Source organism: Ruegeria sp. CDSC054, from assembly GCF_059610645.1.
The window spans coordinates 427,445-447,721 of the sequence record NZ_JBXWOA010000002.1 but is presented as its reverse complement, the minus strand read 5'-3'; the positions used below and the strand labels follow the sequence as shown (position 1 = coordinate 447,721).

Sequence of the window (20,277 nt, the reverse complement as noted above, 5' to 3'; positions counted from 1 at the left end):
ACTTCTTTTTTGATATGTCTTAGACATGGGCCACCTCCATGCCATGCGCGCCGCCCATCATCAGGCCAATTTCGTCGACCGTCAGACCTGTGGTCGTGCGTGGAGCGCTAAGCCGGCCTTCATTGAGCGCCGCAAAGCTGTCCGAGATTTCCATCAGCTCATCCAGATCCTGAGATATGCAGATGACCGCTGTGCCTTTTGCCGCCAAATCCAGAATGGCTTGGCGAATGGACGCCGCGGCGGCTGCATCCACGCCCCATGTTGGTTGGTTCACAACAAGCACGTCAGGGTTTTGCAGGACCTCGCGTCCTATGACGAATTTCTGCAGGTTACCGCCTGACAAGGATCGCGCAGCGTTTTCAGGTCCGGGCGTGCGGACGTCAAAAGCACTAATGATCTTTTCCGCGAAGCTCTTGGTTTCTGCCCATTTGAGGAACCCGTTGTTCTCAAGTCCTTCCCGGACCGAACCAGTCAGCAACGCGTTTTCAGTCAGGCTCATGTCAGGGGCGGCCGCATGTCCCAACCGCTCTTCCGGAGCGGTCAGAATACCCAGCTTGCGACGTGCGGTCGGTCCCAATTTTCCAATCGGCTGGCCGTTGAACTTAATCGCGTCGGGCGCTGTGATGATCTCACCTGACAGAACGCCCAGCAATTCGTCCTGTCCGTTGCCAGCGACACCGCCGACGCCCAGAACCTCGCCTTTACGGACGGTCATGTGGACATTCTTCAACGCAGTACCGAATTCGGATGGTGATGGAACCGACAAACCGCTGACATCCAGGGCGACCTCACCGAACTCACGCCCCGAACGCTCGGGCGTTTGCAGGGTCGAACCCACCATCATCTCGGCCATGTCGCGCGCTGAGGTCTCAGCGGGAATGCATTCGCCGACATTCTTACCCAAACGCAGGATCGTGGCGTGGTCGCACAGCGTGCGGATTTCTTCCAGCTTATGCGAGATATACAGGATCGAGGTACCCTCGGACCGTAATTTGTTCAGCGTTTCAAACAGAATATCGACTTCCTGAGGTGTCAGAACCGATGTCGGCTCGTCCATGATCAGAAGCTTGGGGTCCTGCAGCAGACAGCGGATGATTTCGACCCGCTGACGCTCACCCGCGGACAGATCACCGACAGTGCGATAAGGATCCAGTGGCAGACCGTAAGTTTCCGAAACTTCGCGAATACGCGCAGCCAGATCGCCCATGGCTGGTGGATTCTCCATCCCCAAAGCGATGTTCTCGGCCACGTTCAAAGCGTCGAACAACGAGAAGTGCTGAAACACCATCGCAATCCCATCAGCCCGTGCGGCGCGGGGTTCGGGTGGCGCGAAGGCTTGTCCGCGCAGCAGCATGGTTCCGCTGTCGGGCTTCACCAGACCGTAGATCATTTTGACCAACGTGGATTTGCCGGCGCCGTTTTCGCCAAGCAAGGCGTGTACCTCACCCTCACCGATGTCAAAGGACACCTGATCATTGGCCACGACGCCGGGATAGGCTTTAGTCAGCCCTTGTAAGCTTAGAAGTGGAGTGGTCACGCGCTCAGGTCCTTCTTTATTTCGTTTTGCTGGGCAGGGCGCAGGATCTGCGCCGCGACACCAACTGCGATCATCTGCGGGTGTTTGCCCAAGGCTGGATCTCCGATTGGGCAGGTGATCCGGCCAATCCGCTCGGGCGCATGTCCCAAAGCGGCCAGCCGGGATCGGAACCGCGCCCATTTCGTAGCCGAGCCAATCAGGCCCGCAAAGCGGAAATCATGCAAAAGCAACCTGTTGCACAGTTCCAGGTCCAGATTGTGTGAATAAGTAAGCACTAGGTGCTCGGCATCACGCGGCGCATGGCGAACCAGCTCGGCCGGTTTGCTTGCCGGAACCGTAGTAACGCCGTTGGGTACTTCACTCGGAAAACGCTCTGGTCCGGTATCGACCCATGTGATCGACAGATCGGGCAACGGTGACAGGACATCGACCAGAGCCCGGCCAACGTGACCAGCACCCCATATCCACAGATTGCGCGCCGGTTCGTGAACTGGCTCGACCATCCAGCCGTCGATCAACTGCGGTTGGGGCGCGACGCCCTGACCGCGGGCCCGCGACAACAGACGCTTGACCGACAGCGGCATCTCACCACCCGAAGCCGAGCGCGCAATGACTGCATCATCCAGTCGGTCGACGGCCTCAAGGTCATAGATTTCACTCAGCAGAGTTACTGAACCGCCACAACACTGGCCCATATCCGGGCCAAGCGCGTGGTGCGTTTGGCGCATGAGCGCTAATTGGGATCGGGCTGCTTCAGCCGCCTGATACTCCAACGTGCCACCGCCGATTGTGCCCGACTGCCCGTTCTCCCAAACAAGCATTGCAGCGCCAACTTCACGGGGGGATGACCCCTTGATCCCGGCGATGACCACCCGGGTCACCTTGCCGTGGGTTTTGACCGCCTCCCTCAAAGCCTCTCGATCAAATCCCATCAGGTCTCTCCCTTTACCCGCTGGACACCCTTCCAGACTTCTTCAGCCGTGGCGGGTGCATCAAGTGCCGGGTAGCTGCCCCCGCAGGCCGCCACCGCATTCGACAGGGCAAGCCACGCGGAAATACCCAGCATGAAGGGCGGCTCTCCGACCGCTTTTGAGCGATAGATCGTGTCCTCGCGGTTTTCACCGCTCCAGAGCGCGACATTGAAAACGTCAGGCCGATCCGAGCAAGCGGGAATCTTGTAGGTCGACGGCGCATGCGTGCGCAGGTTCCCTTTGCCATCCCAAACCAGCTCTTCGGTTGTCAGCCAACCGGCACCCTGTACGTATGCGCCTTCGACCTGCCCAATATCCAGCGCCGGGTTCAGCGACGCGCCTGCATCATGCAGGATATCCGTCCGCAAAATGCGGTTCTCGCCAGTCAGTGTATCGATCGCGACTTCGGTGATCGACGCGCCGTAGGCGAAATAAAAGAACGGACGCCCCCGGCCTTTGATCCGGTCCCACTCGATCTTGGGTGTCTTATAGAACCCGGTCGCAGACAGGCTGACCCGGCCCTGATAAACCAGCGCAGCTGCTTCTGAGAATGTATAGCGCTCTTCGCCAACTGAGACGTAGCCATCCGAAAACGTCACCGTTGAGGGATCGGCCTGATGTCTGTGCGCCAGATAGTCAGCCATCCGGTCGCGGATCGTGTCGCAGGCCGCTTTGACGGCCATACCGTTCAGGTCACTGCCCGAGGACGCGGCCGTGGCAGATGTGTTAGGCACTTTAGCTGTATCTGTTGCGGTGATTTTCACCATCTCCAACGGAATACCAAAGCGGGACGCGGCCACTTGCGCTACCTTTTGGAACAGACCTTGCCCCATCTCGGTACCGCCGTGGTTCAGGTGGACCGAGCCGTCCTGATACACATGCACCAACGCACCCGCCTGGTTCAGGTGGGTCAGCGTAAACGAAATGCCGAACTTGACCGGAGAAAAGCCGATGCCCTTCTTGATCACGCTGTTCTCGGCGTTCCACTTCTCAATGGCAGCCTTGCGTGCGGTGTAGTCGCTGGATTGTAGCAACTTGGCGGTCATGCCGTGCAATTCGAAATCGCTGACCTCCATCCCGTACGGCGTGGTATTGCCGCCTGCGGGCAACGGACGCACTGGCGCGTCGCCCATTTCCACTGCACCTCGGCTGGTCAGGTCTTCGTGCGGGTCAGAGTGGCCCAGCGGTTTGTCAGCGACCACGGGATCCGCAACAATATGCGCCGGCTCATAGTAGTTCCGGCGACGCAATTCGACCGGGTCCATTCCCAGCTCATACGCGGCGTGATCCATCACGCGTTCGATCCCGACCATACCCTGAGGTCCGCCGAACCCGCGATAGGCGGTGGCGGATTGAGTGTTAGTCTTCAGCCGGTGGCTTTCGATCCGGGCATTCGGCAACAGATAGGCATTGTCCGAATGCAACATCGCACGGTCCGCGACGGGCAGGGACAGGTCCTGTGCCCAACCACAAATCGCATGATGCAGGAAGGAAACGCCTTGGATGTGACCGTTCTCATCAAATCCGGCCTTGTATGCAATCCGGAACGCGTGGCGCTTGCCGGTGATGATCATGTCATCATCGCGATCATAGCGCATCTTGCAGGCCTTGCCGGTTGCACGCGCAGCCACAGCGCAGGAAACGGCCAGCGCGTTGCCCTGACTTTCCTTGCCGCCAAAACCGCCGCCCATACGGCGCGTTTCAACGCGAACCGCGTGCATCGGAACACCCAGAGCGTCCGCTACTTTGTGCTGAATCTCGGTCGGGTGTTGGGTCGAAGAATGCACCAACATATCCGCGCCCTCATTGGGCACGGCCAGTGCAGCCTGACCTTCCAGATAGAAATGCTCCTGACCGCCAAGTTCAAACCCACCTTCGATCACATGCGCCGAACCCGCAATGGCCGCATCCGCATCGCCCTTGGCGTAGATGCGCGGACCGTCCTCGAACCGACTGTCTGCGGCAAGCGCCTCTTCAATCGTCAGGATCGGGGCCTCTTCGGCATAATCGATCTGGCCCAAACGCGCCGCTTTCCGCGCGGCAATGTGGCTGGTCGCGATAACGAGGAAAACGGGTTGCCCGATATAGTGAACCGTACCATCAGACAGCAGAGGTTCATCATGGATCGACGGTGAGACGTCATTGGCAAACGGCAGATCGTCGGCTGTCATCACCAGAATGACACCTTCGGCCGCCTTCACCGCCGACAGGTCCATCGTGGTGATCTTACCCTTGGCAATCGGGCTAATGCCAAAGGCCAGATGCAACGACCCTTTGGGCGTCGGAATGTCATCCACATACCGTGCGGTTCCCGCGACATGCAGTGGCGCCGCGTCATGGGGGAGGGGTTTGGTCACGCTCATGCGGACACCTCCAATACATTTGTCACTTCGCCTTGATCCTCAAGGAAATATCGTTCGAGCAGCGCTTTGGCGGTCTGCAGCCGATAGTTGGCCGATGCGCGCATGTCCGTCATCGGGGTGAAATCACTATCGAAGGCCGGAACAGCGGACCGAACAGTCTCATGCGTCCATGGCTTGCCAACCAGTGCGGCTTCGACACTTGATGCCCGTTTGGGAGTGCCGGCCATACCACCAAAGGCAATACGGGCATCAGCAACCATTCCGTCCGAAACAGTGATGTTAAAGCACCCACACACGGCTGAGATATCCTGATCGAACCGTTTGCTGAGTTTGTAGGCCTTCAAACGATCCGCCTGACGCGGAAAACTTACGGATTCGACAAACTCGCCAGGTGTCCGGTCTTGTTTGCCGTAGTCGATAAAGAAGTCCTCCAATGCGACCGAGCGACGTTCGTCGCCCTTGCGTAGATGTAGCGTTGCGCCCAGGGCGATCAGTGCAGGCGGGTTGTCTCCGATGGGCGAGCCGTTTGCGATATTTCCGCCCACGGTTGCCGCGTGCCGCACCTGAACGCTGGCGTAACGGCGGATCATCTCGGCGTAAGACGGATGCAGGTCCGCCAGTGCTTCGCACATCCGGTTCATATCGACCATCGCGCCGAACAGAACCTCGTCATCCGTGATGGTGATCTCTTTCAGATCATCACAGCGGTTCAGAAAAATCACTGGGTCGAGGTCACGCAGTTGCTTGGTCACCCAAAGCCCAACGTCCGTTGCGCCGGCGACCAGGGTGGCTTCCGGGTGTTCCGCATAGATTTTGGCCAATTCATCCGAAGACTCCGGCAGCATCTGCGATGTTACCCGCGTCGCGACTGGCTTGTCTTTCACCCAAACCGGCACGGGAACTTCTTCGGCAGCCTTGGCGGCGCGAATGATCGGCGCGTAGCCGGTGCAGCGGCACAGGTTGCCAGCAAGCTGCGTGTCATGATCCTTTGCGCCATTTGCATGACTTGCCACCATCGACATAACGAAACCGGGGGTGCAGAAGCCACATTGCGAGCCGTGCAGATCAACCATCGCCTGCTGGGCTGGGTGCGCCTCGCCGTTGGGGCCACTGGCGCCTTCGACCGTGCGAACCGCCTTACCATGCAGTTGAGGCAGAAACAGGATGCAGGAATTCAGCGCCTTGTGGCCACCTTCATCCGTCACCATGACAGTGCATGCCCCGCAATCGCCTTCGTTGCAGCCTTCTTTGGTGCCGGTCAGGCCGCGATCCTCACGCAGCCAATCCAGCAGGGTCGCTGTCGGATTGACATCCGCCAGTTCCACTGTCTCTCCGTTCAGAAGAAACGTGATATTCATACGAGAAACCCGTCGCCTTACCCGGTTGCGCCCTTGCGTGCCCCCCTTCGATGCGACGTAGAAAGAGTAGCGGGCGGATAGCTTGCCATCTGATGTTAGAAACAGCGCAGGTTGTCTGGCAAGAAAAACTACCTATGTGATACACCATTGAGCACTGACGCTGCGTGATTGTTATCTTCGTTTAGAGATCACCTGATTGAAACTAAAGCGTTTTTTGTCTTTGGCTAATGCCGGGCTCCGAAGCACCTTCTGGAAAAGCCGAATAATCAAAGCCCATCTTTTTGGCAATCCAAAGCCAAGGTTCCTGCTTTTGCCGGGCGCGCGGCTGGGATAGCGTGGCGGTCATGAGCAGTACTCCTCGATTCATTCACCTTCGTGTTCACACCGAATATTCCCTGCTGGAAGGCGCCGTGCGGCTGAAAAAGCTGCCGGGTCTGTGCGAGAAGATGGAGATGCCCGCCGTCGCTGTGACGGACACCAACAGCATGTTCTCGGCTTTGGAATTTTCGGTCACCGCCAGCGGGGCCGGTGTGCAGCCGATCATGGGTTGTCAGGTTGATCTGACCTATGTGCAGGCGCAACCGGGCGAAAAGCCCAAAACACCCGCACCGGTGGTTTTGCTTGCCCAGTCCGAGGTCGGGTATGAGAACCTGATGAAGCTCAGCTCGTGTCTTTACGTTGACAAGGGTGGGCAGTTGCCGCAGGTGACTCTGGAAGAACTTGCGGAACGATCTGATGGGTTGATCTGCTTGTCCGGTGGGCCGGATGGACCGGTTGGGATGTTGTTGCAGCAGGGTCAACGCCCCGCAGCTGAGGCCTTGGTGGACCGGTTGACAGCGATTTTCCCCGATCGTCTTTATATCGAACTCCAGCGTCATCCGGGTGAGGGTGGTCAGCCAGAGGCTGAACGTCTGACCGAGCGTGGCCATGTGGAAATGGCTTATGCCAAAAACCTTCCTCTAGTCGCCACCAATGACGTCTATTTCCCGACCACAGATATGTACGAAGCGCACGATGCGCTGATTTGTATCTCAGAGGGGGCCTATGTCGATCAGCAAGAAGGCCGCCGCCGCCTGACCGCGCAGCACTATTTCAAGTCGCAGCAGGAGATGGCGACCTTGTTCGCCGACTTGCCCGAGGCCATTGAGAATACGGTCGAGATTGCCAAACGCTGTGCGTTCATGGCCTATCGCCGCGATCCGATCCTGCCGAAATTCGCTGATGACGAGGTTGCCGAACTGCGTCGTATTGCGAATGATGGTTTGCAAAAACGTCTGGCAGTGATCCCGCACGCAGTAACGCCACAGGAATATCAGGAACGCTTGGACTTCGAACTCGATATCATCGAAGGCATGGGATTCCCCGGTTACTTCCTGATTGTTGCCGATTTTATTCAGTGGTCCAAGGATCAGGACATCCCGGTGGGGCCAGGTCGTGGCTCGGGCGCGGGGTCTCTGGTGGCCTATGCGCTAACGATTACTGACCTTGATCCGCTGCGCTATTCGCTGCTTTTCGAACGGTTCCTGAACCCGGAACGGGTTTCGATGCCGGACTTCGATATCGACTTCTGCATGGATCGCCGGGAAGAGGTGATCCGTTACGTGCAGCAGAAATACGGTCGCGACAAGGTGGGGCAGATCATCACCTTTGGCGCGTTGCTGTCGAAAGCTGCGGTGCGGGATATTGGTCGCGTGCTGCAGATGCCATACGGGCAGGTGGATCGCCTGTCCAAGATGATCCCGGTGGAAGGCGTCAAACCCGTTTCCATCGAAAAGGCGTTGAAAGACGAACCCCGGCTACGGGAAGAGGCGCGTAACGAGGAGGTTGTGGACCGCCTGCTGACTTACGGTCAGCAGGTCGAGGGGTTGCTGCGAAACGCTTCGACCCACGCGGCGGGCGTGGTAATCGGGGATCGTCCATTGGACGCGCTGGTGCCGTTGTATCAGGATCCTCGGTCCGACATGCCGGCGACCCAATTCAACATGAAATGGGTGGAACAGGCCGGGCTGGTGAAATTCGACTTTCTGGGCCTGAAGACGCTGACTGTGATCCAGAACGCTATGGATCTGATCTTCAAATCTGATCGCCCGTTGCATGTCGCTGCTGATGGTACGGAGCTTTACGAACCCGCTGAAGGGGCGGAAAACCAGATTAACGCCATCCCGCTGGATGATGAGGCGACATACAAACTGTATTCGGCGGCCAAGACTGTGGCGGTGTTTCAGGTGGAATCCTCGGGCATGATGGATGCGCTCAAGCGGATGAAGCCTGACTGTATCGAAGATATCATTGCCCTCGTCGCGCTCTACCGACCTGGCCCCATGGAGAACATCCCCAAGTTCTGCGAGGTCAAAAACAAGCTGAGCGAGCGGGACACGCTGCACCCGTCCATCGATCATATCCTGGACGAGACACAAGGTATCATCGTTTACCAGGAACAGGTGATGCAGATCGCCCAGGAAATGGCGGGCTACAGCCTTGGCGGTGCGGATTTGCTGCGCCGCGCGATGGGTAAGAAAATCCAGGAGGCGATGGACGCAGAGCGGCCCAAGTTCCTCAAGGGTGCTGCTGAGAACGATGTGGATGAGGCCAAGGCGACTGAGGTTTGGAACCTGCTGGATAAATTCGCCAACTACGGGTTCAACAAATCCCACGCTGCCGCCTATGCGGTTGTCAGCTATCAGACAGGCTGGCTGAAGGCGAACCACCCGGTCGAGTTCATGGCAGGTGTCATGAACTGCGATATCCACCTGACCGACAAGCTGGCCGTATACTTCGAAGAGGTCCGTAAGGGGCTGGAACTGCCTTATGTACCGCCTTGCGTGAACCGGTCGCTGTCTACATTCGACGTGGTGGACGGGCATCTGGTCTATGCGCTGGGCGCGCTAAAGAATGTGGGTGTCGAAGCGATGAACCTTGTGGTCGCTGGTCGCGAAGGCAAGCCGTTCGTGAACCTGTTCGACTTTGCCCGCAAGGTTGATCTGAAGAGGGTCGGCAAGCGCCCGCTAGAGATGATGGCGCGGGCAGGGGCCTTCGATCAGCTCGACAAGAACCGCCGTCGCGTTTTCGAAAGCCTCGATCCGCTGGTGCAGTATTCGGCTGCCATCCATGACCAGAAGAACTCGAACCAGGTGTCGCTGTTTGGCGAGGCGGGCGATGACCTGCCCGAACCGCGCTTGTCGCCTTCGCCTGATTGGCTGCCGGCGGAACGTCTGAGCGAAGAATTCAAAGCAATCGGTTTTTACCTGTCGGGACATCCGTTAGACGACTATTTGCCCGCGCTGAAGCGAAAGCAGGTTCTCACGCTGGATGAGGTGACCGAAAAAGCACGCTCTGGCCCCTTTATCGCCAAAATGGCTGGTGTTGTTGCCGGACGGCAAGAGCGTAAATCCGCGCGTGGAAACCGGTTCGCCTTTGCGCAATTGTCGGATCCGACGGGCGCTTACGAGGTCACTCTGTTTTCAGAAACGCTCGAAAAGTCACGCGAGTATCTGGAAACCGGAGCGCAGGTGGTGCTGACCGCCGAAGCGACGATGGAGGCGGATCAACTCAAGCTGCTGGGGCGCTCGGTCGGCCCTGCGGATTCCGTGGTGGCAGAAGCCGGGGCGACGGGGCTGCGTATCTTTGTTGACGAAGCGCAAGCTGTGCCAACCGTAGCAAAAGTTCTTGAGGATGCCGCAACTGCCGCCAAAGGCGCGGCGCGCGGACCGATCCAATTGTTGTTACTGGACCCAAGCCTGCCAGGTGATGTCGAAATGGACCTGGGCGCTGAGTTTCCGATCAACCCACAGATCAAAGGCGCGATAAAATCGCTGGAAGGTATTCTGTCCGTCGAAGAGATCTGACCTCTCTTTGTTGCCAGACAGTTAGCACCCCGCTAGGCTGACCCTACAGAGATGTCTTTGGGTCATGCCGCAGGAGGGTGTTGATATGACAATTGCAGGTCTCAATTTCAGAAGAGTTTTGTTTGGGGCGGCGGCATCGCTGGCTTTGGTTGCAGCCTCGGTCGCGTCGGCGGACGACAAGAAGAAAAAGAAGACCCTTGAAGGCGCGCTGATCGGCGCAGGTGTTGGAGCGATTGTCGGTGACGGAAAAGGCGCAGCGATCGGTGGCGTGGCCGGAGCCATTATTGGACATAACTGGAAGTGATTGTGATGCGTTTTTTCAAACTCAAAATGTCAGCTTGTGCCGCAATCCTGGCAGCTCCGTGTGTGGCTGCGGCCGATGAGGCGGCTGAGCAGATGGTGCAGGATGCATTGCCCGTCATGCATTATACCTGCGCCTCGATTGCAGAAGAAGCGGATGGTGATGAAGAATTTGTTGTGACTGTTGTCGCAAAGATGACTGCCCTGTCTCTCCACAATCGCCAGATCAATATCGAAGATCATGCGGCCACAGATGAGGAAAAGGCCCAGTTGCGTGAAGCATTCATAGCAGCGCTGTCGGAAGGTTGCGCCTCGGATAAGGATGCCCTTTTGGGCGGCGTGGTCGACAACGCGGTGAAAACGTCGCTGGGTTTGTGACCCACGTTCGTTTTAGGCACGTTAGAGCGTGCCCACCGCACAACGAACCAGAGCCCAACCTTTTTCCATCCCGGCGGCCTTGAGGCCAGCGACAAGGCGGTCGGACAGGAACAGTAGTGAAGGCACTTTGGGGTCCAGCCATATGTCTGGGCCACTTACCGCTTCAGGAGTAACGACCAACTGATCTTCTTTCCCGCTTACCGGAAATTACGCTATCCCGCCTCCTCGGCAGTTTAGAGGCGCTCGAATATCGCCTTCCGGGCCAAGCGCTTCATAATTGCCCATGGATCGTTTGTTGCCCACATTCAGCAAATAATACGGCTCTGGTGTTGACAGCCGGGCCTCGTCTGAATCCATCACTGTCAGCGGGTGAAAGACCGTTTCTCCCAGATCGAACTGTTCAAGAACAGCCTTTGCCGACTCGGATACTAGTGGATAACCACCGCCACTGATGAACGGAGGCGGGACATATTCGGGATGTGCATTGAAATACCATACATCCCCGACCTGCTCCTTGGTCAGGATTTCACCACGTTTCCAGCCGCGAGAAGACTCCTGAACCATCCTCTTGGACCATTCAACTTCTTCTGCTGTGTGCTTCGCGCGCCATCTATCGCCAAACTCCTTTCGGGTCACCCCCTGTATCGCGTTGCCGTCATTCACCGTTGTTGAAATCCAGACGCAGAGGTCACCGTTCACATCTTTCGCCATCAGTCAAACCTCAATAATGCGGCGGGCGTTCGTCGCCGAAAACAACACCGCCTGAACCTTCCTGCGCCCGCTCACCTTCGCGGCGCATCAGCATTTCGACACGGCGTGTCAAACGATCAATCTCGTCCTGTTGGCGGGTGACGACCGAGTTGAGGTCTTCGACCGTACGGGCAAGATGGGCGATCTGCTCTTCCAGATGCTGCATGGGGGACTCCTGTGTCTTAGGCCGGTCATAGCGACCCGGACAACGCATGGCCAGCGAAAGCGCGCCTTGCCCCGATGCGGGGCATGGGATAGACCGCGCGCGGAACAAGGAAACTCCCAAGGACGCCCCACATGGCCAAGCCCAAGAAACAGCCCCGCCCCAAGGCAATTACGCCAAAAGGGTTCCGCGACTATTTCGGCCAGGAAGTCACGCAGCGCACCGAGATGCTGCGGGCTATTGCGGATGTCTATCATCGCTACGGTTTTGACGCCCTGGAAAGCAGTGCGGTTGAGACTGTCGAGGCGCTTGGCAAGTTCCTGCCCGACGTAGACCGCCCGAACGAAGGCGTGTTTGCGTGGCAGGAGGTCGATGAAAACGACAAAGGCGATTGGATGGCTCTGCGCTATGACCTGACAGCGCCATTGGCCCGCGTCTATGCGCAGCACCGCAACGATCTGCCGACACCTTATCGCCGCTATGCGATGGGCCCGGTCTGGCGGAACGAAAAGCCGGGGCCGGGGCGGTATCGTCAGTTTTATCAATGCGATGCGGATACGGTGGGTACGGCCTCGATGGCCGCAGACGCCGAGATTTGCGCGATGCTGTCTGATACGTTGGAGACCGTGGGTATTCCGCGCGGCGACTATCTGGTGCGGGTCAACAACCGCAAAGTCCTGAATGGCGTGCTTGAGGCGATGGGGCTTGGCGAAGACGTCGCTGACCGCGACAACGTTCTGCGCACCATCGACAAGTTCGACAAAGTTGGCGAGCAGGGCGTGCGAGAGCTGCTGACCCAAGGCCGTCTGGACGCCTCTGGCGCGTTTATCGACGGTGTTGGTCTTAGCGAGGATCAGGCTGAGCCGGTGATCGCGTTTCTGACCTCCAAGGCCGCGGAAACCGCCGGAACTTTGGCCAACTTGCGCGCCGCCGTAGGCGACAGCAAGATCGGCGCGGACGGGATCGCCGAGTTGGAACAGATCGGCACCTTGTTGGATGCGGGCGGGTACGGCGCGGACCGGATCGAGATCGACCCTTCGGTCGTGCGCGGTCTGGGTTATTATACCGGGCCAGTTTATGAGGCCGAGCTGACCTTTGAGATTTTCGATGAGAAAGGCCGCAAGCGGCAATTCGGATCGGTTTCGGGTGGTGGTCGCTATGACGATCTGGTCAAACGCTTCACCGGACAGGAAGTTCCTGCGACCGGCGTCTCCATCGGGGTTGACCGTCTGCTGGCCGCCCTGCACGAAAAAGGCAGGATCGCCGCACAGGCCACGGGGCCGGTGGTTGTGACTGTTATGGATCGGGACCGTATGGCCGATTATCAGGCGATGGTGGCTGAACTTCGCAACGCGGGTATCCGGGCCGAGGTCTACTTGGGTAACCCAAAGAACTTCGGCAATCAGCTGAAATATGCGGATAAACGGAACTCTCCGATTGCAGTGATCGAGGGCGGCGACGAAAAGGCCAATGGGATCGTGCAGATCAAGGACCTGATCCTGGGCGCGAAGATTGCCGAAAGCGCCACGCTCGAGGAATGGAAAGAACGCCCCAGCCAGTTCGAAGTGTCACGTGGTGATCTGGTCGCCAAAGTGCGCGAAATTATGGACAGTCAGGACTGACCGATGCCCAATCGTTCCCAGATACAGGCCCGCGCCGCGATGATGCGTGTCCGATTCGAAGCTGCCGGCGCGCAGGTTGTGGATACGCCCCTGCTGCAACCGGCTGAAACGTTGCTGGACCTTTATGGCGAAGACATCCGTGCGCGTGCCTATGTAACTTCGGATGCCTTGCGTGGCGAGCAGATGCTGCGCCCGGATTTCACCCTGCCGGTCGTGCAGATGCACATGACCGAAGGGGCTGAACCCGCACGCTATACCTATTCAGGCGAAGTCTTTCGTCGGCAAGAGCATGATCCGGATCGGTCCAACGAATACATTCAGGTCGGTTATGAAGTTTTTGACCGCAATGATCCCGCCGGGGCGGATGCCGAGGTGTTTTCCCTGTTTGCCCTGCAATTGCGGGGGCTGCCCCTGCGCGCGGCAACCGGGGACATCGGCATTCTGACGGCGGCTGTTCAGGGCCTGCGTACCACAGACCGACGCAAAGCGGCCTTGATGCGCCATCTGTGGCGTCCGCGTCGGTTCCGCGTTTTGCTCGATCGGTTTGCCGGACGAAAACCCGAGCCGGAACACCGCAGAATGCTTTTGGAGGCCGCAGACCTGATGGGGTTTGACGTTCCAATAATCGGAAAACGCCGTGCTGCCGAGATTGAGGCCCGCATCGACGCGTTGCGCGAAGATCGTGAGACGCCGCCGATTTCTGACAACGAGATTGCAGGCCTGGAATCTCTGCTGACCGTTCGGGAAACCATGCCCTTTGCTTTGGAGCAGTTGCGGGATGTGGCCGTTGACCTGCCTCAGATCACCCCGGCGCTGGACAGGCTTGAGGCAAGAATTGCCGCCCTGCAGGCGCGTGGTGTTGACGTGAGTCGGTTGGATTTCGAGGCTGCCTATGGGCGTACGTCGATGGAGTATTACGACGGGTTTGTCTTTGGGTTTTATGCCGAAGGTCGCCCCGATTTGCCTCCGATTGCCACCGGCGGGCGTTACGATGCGCTGACGCGACAACTGGGCAACGGGGCAGAAATTCCAGCTGTTGGCGGCGTACTGCGCCCGGACCTGATGCTGGAAATCGAGGAGGCCGCGCAATGAGCTTGAAACTGGGCGTGCCCTCGAAGGGCCGATTGATGGATAAGACCTTTTCGTGGTTCGAAAAGCGCGGCATCACATTGTCGCGCAGCGGATCAGACCGCGAATATGCCGGTAAGGTTGAAGGGATCGACGGAGTCTCGCTGATCCTGCTGTCTGCCGGGGAAATCCCCCGCGAACTGGCAGCTGGCCGCATTCATATGGGTGTCACCGGAACAGATCTGGTGCACGAAAAATTGCCACGGTGGGAACAGCAGATTGAAGAAGTCTCCGAGTTGGGCTTCGGCAAAGCGGATCTGATCATTGCGACCCCTGCCTGTTGGGTCGATGTCGAAACCCTGGACGATCTCGATGCTGCAGCGGCAGCGTTTCGCAAAACCCACGGGCATCGGTTGCGGATTGCGACCAAATACCACCGATTGGTGCGCGAGTTTCTGACGGATGCGGGGGTTGCAGATTACACTCTGGTCGACAGCCAGGGCGCCACCGAAGGCACCGTGATGAACGAAACCGCCGAGGCGATTGCCGATATCACCTCGACAGGTGAGACATTGCGCGCAAACCACCTTAAAATCCTGTCGGACGGCCTGATCCTACAATCACAGGCCACGCTGTGGCGTAGTCGTGTTGCCAGCTATGATGCGGGTGAAAAAGCGGTTCTTTCCGAACTTCTGAACCGCTTAAGCTGATTATAGCACGCCAATATCCGCCAACGCGCGATTCAGATCATCGGGCAGAGAATCATCTTCGGCTCGCCCTTTGGGAAGATCGGCAGGCGTATCTTCAGGTTTAAGGTATCGCCACCCTTGGAACGGGCGTTTCAAGGCATTCTGGGTACGGTGCACCTCAGGGTCCAGCACGATGGCGCAGCGGCGGATACCGTCTTCGCCGCGCACTTCGTCCATCCGAACGATGCGTTGACGGCATTGGATCACACCCTTGATGACCCAATAGATTGATCCGCCGTTCAGAATCTCGGCTTCACGTTTGGGCCACATCCGGGTGACGTGGCGCGGCAGGCCGTCTTCATAAAGCGGCTTGCGGCTGCCCTGCCATTCCATCAGCGTGTCGACGCTTTCCGATCCGACCGATAGTTTTATGAGGTTTATGTAGTTATCCACAGCTTTCCCACAGAGTCGTCCCGAGGCCCTTCTTTATATTGTAGCTCGCAATGCGCTGGCATCAAGGTGTTGTGGTGAGGGCGTGAATTGGGATAGTCTGAATACCTCTTTCAGAACAGGGAATCACCAATGAGCCGCTTTGCCGCCCCCATCGCCGAGCAGATCTGGGACATGAAATATCGTTTCAAACAGGCCGATGGCACGCCCATTGACCAAACGGTTGAGGACAGCTGGCGACGTATCGCTCGCGATCTTGCGCAGGTCGAAAAAGACCCGGCGCATTGGGAGCAGAAGTTCTTCGAAGCGCTGGAAGATTTCAAATACCTGCCTGCTGGCCGTATCACCGCTGGCGCAGGTACTGCGCGACGAGTGACGCTGTTTAACTGCTTTGTCATGGGCACGGTGCCGGACAGCATGGGCGGTATCTTCGATATGCTGAAAGAGGCCGCGCTGACCATGCAGCAGGGTGGGGGGATCGGCTATGATTTCTCGACCATTCGCCCGCGCGGAGCGGATGTGCATGGTGTAGCAGCGGACGCATCGGGGCCACTGAGCTTCATGGATGTATGGGACGCGATGTGCCGTACCATCATGTCCGCAGGTTCTCGCCGTGGCGCGATGATGGCGACCATGCGCTGTGATCACCCGGATATCGAACAGTTCATCACGGCCAAATCCGACCCCGCACGCCTGCGCATGTTCAATATGTCGGTGCTTGTCACCGATCCCTTTATGGAAGCTGTCAAAGCCGATGGCCCGTGGGAGCTGGTGTTCGACGACAAGGTCTACCACACCGTTCAGGCGCGTGATCTGTGGAACAAGATCATGCAGGCGACCTATGACTATGCAGAACCGGGTGTGATCTTCATCGACCGGATCAACAAAGCCAACAACCTCAGCTATGCCGAAACCATCGCGGCGACAAACCCGTGTGGCGAGCAGCCGTTGCCGCCATATGGTGCATGTCTGTTGGGGTCGATCAACCTTGCCCGTCTTGTGGCAGAACCGTTCGAAGATGCGGCCCATCTGAATGAGGCTGCCCTGCAAGAGCTGGTCGCGACAGCCGTCCGCATGATGGACAACGTTGTCGACGCGTCGAAGTTCCCGCTGCCGGAACAGGCCGCCGAGGCGCAGGCCAAACGCCGTATCGGGCTGGGCGTGACCGGGCTGGCCGATGCTCTGCTGATGCTGGGTCTGCGCTATGGATCGGACGAGGGCGCGCGTCAGACCGAGCTCTGGTTGAAAGCGATTGCGCGCGCCGCGTATCTGGCGTCGGTCGACTTGGCGAAGGAAAAAGGGGCGTTCCCCTTGTTTGATGCCGAGAAATACCTGGAAAGCGGCACGATGCAGCAGATGGATGATGACGTGCGCAATGCGATCCGCGAATACGGCATCCGCAATGCTTTACTGACTTCGATTGCTCCGACCGGTACGATTTCTCTCTATGCAGGGAATGTGTCGTCAGGGATCGAACCAGTCTTTGCCTATGCCTATACGCGGAAGGTCCTGCAAAAGGATGGCTCGCGCACTGAAGAAGAAGTCGTGGACTACGCCGTGCAGATGTGGCGCGACAAATTTGGCGACAAGGAACTGCCAGACTATTTCGTCAACGCGCAGACGCTGTCCCCCTCCGATCACGTTAAGATGCAAGCGGCGGCTCAGAAATGGATCGACAGCTCGATCTCGAAGACGATCAACTGCCCCGAAGACATCAGCTTTGACGCTTTCAAAGATGTCTACATGCAGGCCTGGGATCAGGGGTGCAAAGGGTGCACGACCTATCGTCCGAACGATGTGACGGGGTCCGTCCTGACCGTGTCAGAAAGCGAAGACAAAGCGCCGGGTGAAAGTGCAAGCGCACCGCATGAAATTGACGGTGGCGACGTGATCTACATGTCGGAGCCGCTGGATCGCCCACAATCTCTGGAAGGGTCGACCTACAAACTGAAGTGGCCCGACAGCGAACACGCGATCTACTTGACGATCAATGACATTGTCATTGGTGGCCGTCGCCGTCCGTTCGAAGTGTTCATCAACTCGAAGAATATGGAGCACTACGCCTGGACGCTGGCGCTGACCCGCATGATCTCGGCCGTGTTTCGCCGGGGTGGGGATGTGTCTTTTGTGGTCGAAGAACTGAAGGCCGTGTTTGACCCGCGCGGTGGTGCTTGGGTTCAGGGCAAGTATATCCCGTCGATCTTGGCCGCAATTGGTGGCGTGATCGAACAGCACATGATCAATATTGGCTTTCTTGAGGGCGAGGGCATGGCGCTCAAATCCGACCCTCAAGCGCAGGTCGTCAACATGGACGCACCACGTGGCAAAGCCTGCCCATCCTGCGGCCAGTACGATATGGTGATGATCGAGGGCTGCATGACCTGCCGCAGCTGCGGTCATTCAAAATGTGGCTGATGTCGTGAATTTCAGCGTCGGTTTCTGTGAAATGACCCATAGTTTGCCCATTTCGTTCTAACTTGGGTCCACTATCTACACATAGGTTGTACATTGAGCGGCTTACCATGTTGAGAATTCCGCGACGAAGGCTATCTCTCGCGTCACATACGGCGCGAAGCGCGTGCTCAAATTTTTGCTCATCTCCGCTTTCAAACGCGTCTTTGATGAGTCGGAACTACGCGTCCATGTCGCCCGCAAAGGCATATTCTCTTTCAAAGTCTGTGATCGGACTTTCTTTCCGTTTGTTTGCTGCGGGCACTCCAAAAGATGTAGCAGTGTGAAGGTCTCATGTAGAGTGAATAGAGCATCCAGGGTGACGAGCTGAAACGGGTGTTTGGCCGATCTTCAACACCGCGCATATTTGTTTCAATGCGGCGGAATATCCGCATTCCATCAAATGGCCACATCCAGCTGTTTGGCCCAAACGTCAATTATTTCTGACCCAAACTGGTCTTTCGCTTCGATCTAGGTCATTGTCGGCAGTGCCGCCAAAGTAAGCTCTTGCTGCGGCTACGCGAATAACGGCATTCCGGAAATCAAATTGCTTATGTTGTCGCTGGCTTGATATCCAAGAGCTGTGTTCCGCTGAGGCAGTCTAGCCCTCTCACACCAGGTTTGTCGTCGGATATCCACTGAATTGGACCAGTTGAGGCAGCAATTGGGTTTAGTCGATGCGGAGAACGTAGGGAAAAGGTGCCAACTTCCTTACCGTTGGCCTTTGGTCCACGGGTTTGTGTAACAAGAGGCCTTTCAACACATTCAAACCAGTATGACAATAATACCGATTGGCCGACACGTAGACCTTTCAAGCCCGGCGCAAACTCTTGATACAAGATGACTTCACATTCAGGTCCTTCGGCCTCGACATTGTTCGGGCAATCTTCAAGTCGTTCGTAGGGCGTTTTGATTCACCCAATTGGGTTGAGGGTAAGCATCTAGAGAACTTTCTAATAATCATACGGAACGGTATGATTAACTTGCGCTTGCTCCGGAGTCAATATTATCATACTTATGGGGATGATAATATTGGGGGTGGTTACTGCAGTATGGGCAAGATGGAAGAAAAGAGAGAAGCGAAGCGCGTCTCCATCCTGAACGCTGCTAGGGAAGAATTTCTTTCGGCGGGCTATGAAGCCGCCAATATGGACAGGATAGCTTCGCTAGCAGGCGTGACGAAGCAGACCGTCTATCGCTACTTCCCATCCAAGATCGAATTGTTTGGAACAACTATCAAGTTCCTTGGACAATCAAGCAATGCGGACTTCACTCGCCATCTTGAGCATTCTGATACGCGACAAGCGCTAGTCGGCTTCGCAGAGGGATTTATCCGCTGGCACATCCAAGAAGAACCAATGCGTGTCTTTAGGTTGCTGACCGCAGAAAGTGTCAAATCGCCAGAGATCATAGAGACTTTCTTTACAGCGGCCCCTGATGAAACAAATGCCGCACTATATAATTTCTTCAAAAAACGGCTGTCCATTTCCGACCCCCACGAGGAGATACTTCTTTATACATCGATGCTTTCAGCCTACCGGGATGAAGCTCTGCTTGGAAGAAGGCAGCCGAACGACCAGCAGATCGTCCGGCTCGCGGAGGCCGCAACGACTATGGTATTGGCTAACTCTAATCAGTCTTAGGGTTCAGTGCGCACACCGCCTTAACCGTGCGATAGCGAACCACGAACGCTTCGCTAGCAGCGATTTTTGCCACTGAATTGGCTTCAAAGTGTTCAACAACTGACGTCCGAACCGATGGCCTTTTTAGGACGTTGTTGGACCAACGAGCGATGTTTTGTAATTCAGATAGTATGCCCGTCGAGAAATGTTCATCCAGCATCACGATGGCTCGGAGTGAAGGTGCAAACGCTGTATCTACCAGGCTGAAATCGCCCCCGTTAAAATACGTGTTATCGCCCAAAGCCTCGTCAATCGTGCAGAGTTTGGCTCTCAGCTTCTCTTTTTCAACTTCAAACACAACCTGTTCGTTGGCGGTTTTCAATTCATAGATGTGATCCAGCAGATCATAGCTGCGACCAATCCACATGCGATTCTGCGCTCTCTGGAACGCATCCTCGGGATGCAGGTCGCCACTGGTTGCGTCGTTGGCGAACTCGTTCATGGCAGCAGACTCGAATAGCGGCTTACCGTTCACCAATAGAAACGGCGTCGCGCCCTGCGGCGATAACTGGTACACCCACTTCGGCTTTTTGTCGGGCTCTATGTAAGTAACCTTGAACTCAGCGCCCTTTTCCTTGAGCGTGATTAAGGTGGGTTGGCAGAATGGGCAAAAATCATAACCTACAATCTCAAATTTAGTCATGGTCACC

19 protein-coding genes are annotated in these 20,277 nt (G+C 57.0%); 8 read left to right on the top strand and 11 right to left on the bottom strand.

Going from position 1 to position 20,277, the window contains the following annotated elements:
* Positions 1–19 precede the first annotated feature (19 nt).
* The 5 genes from AC2FGC_RS06180 to AC2FGC_RS06160 form a co-directional block, all read right to left on the bottom strand.
* Complete coding sequence (locus AC2FGC_RS06180; RefSeq protein ID WP_496725550.1) at positions 20–1,537, bottom strand: ABC transporter ATP-binding protein; 1,518 nt, start codon at positions 1,535–1,537, stop codon at positions 20–22.
* A complete protein-coding gene (gene xdhC / locus AC2FGC_RS06175) occupies positions 1,534–2,469 on the bottom strand; it encodes a xanthine dehydrogenase accessory protein XdhC (RefSeq protein ID WP_496781671.1) in 936 nt (311 codons plus the stop codon). Before xdhC ends, AC2FGC_RS06180 begins: the two co-directional genes overlap by 4 nt.
* Positions 2,469–4,871, bottom strand: coding sequence for a xanthine dehydrogenase molybdopterin binding subunit (gene xdhB / locus AC2FGC_RS06170; RefSeq protein WP_496781669.1), 2,403 nt, complete (start codon positions 4,869–4,871; stop codon positions 2,469–2,471). The genes xdhC and xdhB overlap by 1 nt, the downstream gene beginning before the upstream one ends.
* Positions 4,868–6,229 (bottom strand): xanthine dehydrogenase small subunit, encoded by a 1,362-nt coding sequence (xdhA, locus tag AC2FGC_RS06165; protein ID WP_496781667.1) that lies wholly within the window; start codon positions 6,227–6,229, stop codon positions 4,868–4,870. Before xdhA ends, xdhB begins: the two co-directional genes overlap by 4 nt.
* Positions 6,230–6,431: 202 nt before the next feature.
* The gene (locus tag AC2FGC_RS06160) at positions 6,432–6,575 is read right to left on the bottom strand and encodes a hypothetical protein (RefSeq protein ID WP_496781664.1); all 144 of its coding nucleotides are present in this window, start codon (positions 6,573–6,575) and stop codon (positions 6,432–6,434) included.
* On the opposite strand from AC2FGC_RS06160, the gene dnaE reads away from it, so the two are divergent.
* The 3 genes from dnaE (at position 6,574) to AC2FGC_RS06145 (ending at position 10,752) form a co-directional block, all read left to right on the top strand.
* On the top strand, positions 6,574–10,074 hold the full coding sequence (gene dnaE / locus AC2FGC_RS06155; RefSeq protein ID WP_496781661.1) for a DNA polymerase III subunit alpha: 3,501 nt from the start codon (positions 6,574–6,576) through the stop codon (positions 10,072–10,074). The two genes, AC2FGC_RS06160 and dnaE, sit on opposite strands and share 2 nt — an antisense overlap.
* An 85-nt stretch (positions 10,075–10,159) precedes the next feature.
* Positions 10,160–10,378: a YMGG-like glycine zipper-containing protein gene (locus tag AC2FGC_RS06150; protein WP_058275719.1), complete on the top strand. Its 219-nt coding sequence runs from the start codon at positions 10,160–10,162 to the stop codon at positions 10,376–10,378.
* A gap of 5 nt (positions 10,379–10,383) precedes the next feature.
* Positions 10,384–10,752, top strand: coding sequence for a hypothetical protein (locus AC2FGC_RS06145; RefSeq protein WP_496696223.1), 369 nt, complete (start codon positions 10,384–10,386; stop codon positions 10,750–10,752).
* A 21-nt stretch (positions 10,753–10,773) separates the two neighbouring features.
* On the opposite strand, the gene AC2FGC_RS06140 is transcribed toward AC2FGC_RS06145, so the two are convergent.
* Genes AC2FGC_RS06140 through AC2FGC_RS06130 form a run of 3 tightly spaced genes read right to left on the bottom strand, consistent with a single transcriptional unit; the run spans position 10,774 to position 11,668 of the window.
* On the bottom strand, positions 10,774–10,932 hold the full coding sequence (locus tag AC2FGC_RS06140; protein ID WP_496781658.1) for a hypothetical protein: 159 nt from the start codon (positions 10,930–10,932) through the stop codon (positions 10,774–10,776).
* Between the two features lie 27 nt (positions 10,933–10,959).
* Entirely contained in the window at positions 10,960–11,463 is a 504-nt protein-coding gene (locus AC2FGC_RS06135) for an imm11 family protein (protein WP_496781656.1), read from the bottom strand.
* 10 nt (positions 11,464–11,473) lie between these two features.
* Complete coding sequence (locus AC2FGC_RS06130; RefSeq protein WP_496725556.1) at positions 11,474–11,668, bottom strand: SlyX family protein; 195 nt, start codon at positions 11,666–11,668, stop codon at positions 11,474–11,476.
* A 131-nt stretch (positions 11,669–11,799) separates the two neighbouring features.
* Between AC2FGC_RS06130 and hisS the strand changes: the two genes are divergently transcribed.
* Genes hisS through hisG form a run of 3 tightly spaced genes read left to right on the top strand, consistent with a single transcriptional unit; the run spans position 11,800 to position 15,065 of the window.
* Positions 11,800–13,287: a histidine--tRNA ligase gene (hisS, locus tag AC2FGC_RS06125; protein WP_496781654.1), complete on the top strand. Its 1,488-nt coding sequence runs from the start codon at positions 11,800–11,802 to the stop codon at positions 13,285–13,287.
* Positions 13,288–13,290: 3 nt separating this feature from the next.
* Positions 13,291–14,379 carry an ATP phosphoribosyltransferase regulatory subunit gene (locus AC2FGC_RS06120; protein ID WP_496725558.1) on the top strand — a complete coding sequence of 363 codons (1,089 nt, stop codon included), beginning with the start codon at positions 13,291–13,293 and terminating at the stop codon, positions 14,377–14,379.
* Positions 14,376–15,065 (top strand): ATP phosphoribosyltransferase, encoded by a 690-nt coding sequence (gene hisG, locus AC2FGC_RS06115; protein WP_496725559.1) that lies wholly within the window; start codon positions 14,376–14,378, stop codon positions 15,063–15,065. Before AC2FGC_RS06120 ends, hisG begins: the two co-directional genes overlap by 4 nt.
* On the opposite strand, the gene AC2FGC_RS06110 is transcribed toward hisG, so the two are convergent.
* Entirely contained in the window at positions 15,066–15,497 is a 432-nt protein-coding gene (locus tag AC2FGC_RS06110) for a DUF1489 family protein (protein WP_496725560.1), read from the bottom strand. It lies immediately after the preceding gene.
* Between the two features lie 129 nt (positions 15,498–15,626).
* On the opposite strand from AC2FGC_RS06110, the gene AC2FGC_RS06105 reads away from it, so the two are divergent.
* A complete protein-coding gene (locus tag AC2FGC_RS06105) occupies positions 15,627–17,909 on the top strand; it encodes an adenosylcobalamin-dependent ribonucleoside-diphosphate reductase (RefSeq protein WP_496725561.1) in 2,283 nt (760 codons plus the stop codon).
* A 587-nt stretch (positions 17,910–18,496) separates the two neighbouring features.
* Here AC2FGC_RS06105 and AC2FGC_RS06100 read toward each other — a convergent pair.
* Positions 18,497–18,859, bottom strand: coding sequence for a TrmO family methyltransferase domain-containing protein (locus AC2FGC_RS06100; protein ID WP_496781893.1), 363 nt, complete (start codon positions 18,857–18,859; stop codon positions 18,497–18,499).
* Positions 18,860–18,997: 138 nt separating this feature from the next.
* Here AC2FGC_RS06100 and AC2FGC_RS06095 point away from each other — a divergent pair, with 138 nt between their 5' ends.
* On the top strand, positions 18,998–19,588 hold the full coding sequence (locus AC2FGC_RS06095; RefSeq protein ID WP_496723914.1) for a TetR/AcrR family transcriptional regulator: 591 nt from the start codon (positions 18,998–19,000) through the stop codon (positions 19,586–19,588).
* On the opposite strand, the gene AC2FGC_RS06090 is transcribed toward AC2FGC_RS06095, so the two are convergent.
* On the bottom strand, positions 19,575–20,270 hold the full coding sequence (locus tag AC2FGC_RS06090) for a glutathione S-transferase family protein (protein WP_496723916.1): 696 nt from the start codon (positions 20,268–20,270) through the stop codon (positions 19,575–19,577). The two genes, AC2FGC_RS06095 and AC2FGC_RS06090, sit on opposite strands and share 14 nt — an antisense overlap.
* Positions 20,271–20,277: the final 7 nt, after the last annotated feature.

Bases quoted from the DNA above. Each gene is read 5' to 3' on its own strand.
- AC2FGC_RS06090 (WP_496723916.1), bottom strand. From the start codon at position 20,270: ATGACTAAATTTGAGATTGTAGGTTATGATTTTTGCCCATTCTGCCAA.
- AC2FGC_RS06160 (WP_496781664.1), bottom strand. From the start codon at position 6,575: ATGACCGCCACGCTATCCCAGCCGCGCGCCCGGCAAAAGCAGGAACCT.
- AC2FGC_RS06150 (WP_058275719.1), top strand. From the start codon at position 10,160: ATGACAATTGCAGGTCTCAATTTCAGAAGAGTTTTGTTTGGGGCGGCG.
- AC2FGC_RS06095 (WP_496723914.1), top strand. From the start codon at position 18,998: ATGGGCAAGATGGAAGAAAAGAGAGAAGCGAAGCGCGTCTCCATCCTG.
- AC2FGC_RS06120 (WP_496725558.1), top strand. From the start codon at position 13,291: ATGCCCAATCGTTCCCAGATACAGGCCCGCGCCGCGATGATGCGTGTC.
- hisS (WP_496781654.1), top strand. From the start codon at position 11,800: ATGGCCAAGCCCAAGAAACAGCCCCGCCCCAAGGCAATTACGCCAAAA.
- AC2FGC_RS06105 (WP_496725561.1), top strand. From the start codon at position 15,627: ATGAGCCGCTTTGCCGCCCCCATCGCCGAGCAGATCTGGGACATGAAA.
- xdhB (WP_496781669.1), bottom strand. From the start codon at position 4,871: ATGAGCGTGACCAAACCCCTCCCCCATGACGCGGCGCCACTGCATGTC.
- hisG (WP_496725559.1), top strand. From the start codon at position 14,376: ATGAGCTTGAAACTGGGCGTGCCCTCGAAGGGCCGATTGATGGATAAG.
- dnaE (WP_496781661.1), top strand. From the start codon at position 6,574: ATGAGCAGTACTCCTCGATTCATTCACCTTCGTGTTCACACCGAATAT.
- AC2FGC_RS06130 (WP_496725556.1), bottom strand. From the start codon at position 11,668: ATGCAGCATCTGGAAGAGCAGATCGCCCATCTTGCCCGTACGGTCGAA.
- xdhC (WP_496781671.1), bottom strand. From the start codon at position 2,469: ATGGGATTTGATCGAGAGGCTTTGAGGGAGGCGGTCAAAACCCACGGC.
- AC2FGC_RS06135 (WP_496781656.1), bottom strand. From the start codon at position 11,463: ATGGCGAAAGATGTGAACGGTGACCTCTGCGTCTGGATTTCAACAACG.
- xdhA (WP_496781667.1), bottom strand. From the start codon at position 6,229: ATGAATATCACGTTTCTTCTGAACGGAGAGACAGTGGAACTGGCGGAT.
- AC2FGC_RS06145 (WP_496696223.1), top strand. From the start codon at position 10,384: ATGCGTTTTTTCAAACTCAAAATGTCAGCTTGTGCCGCAATCCTGGCA.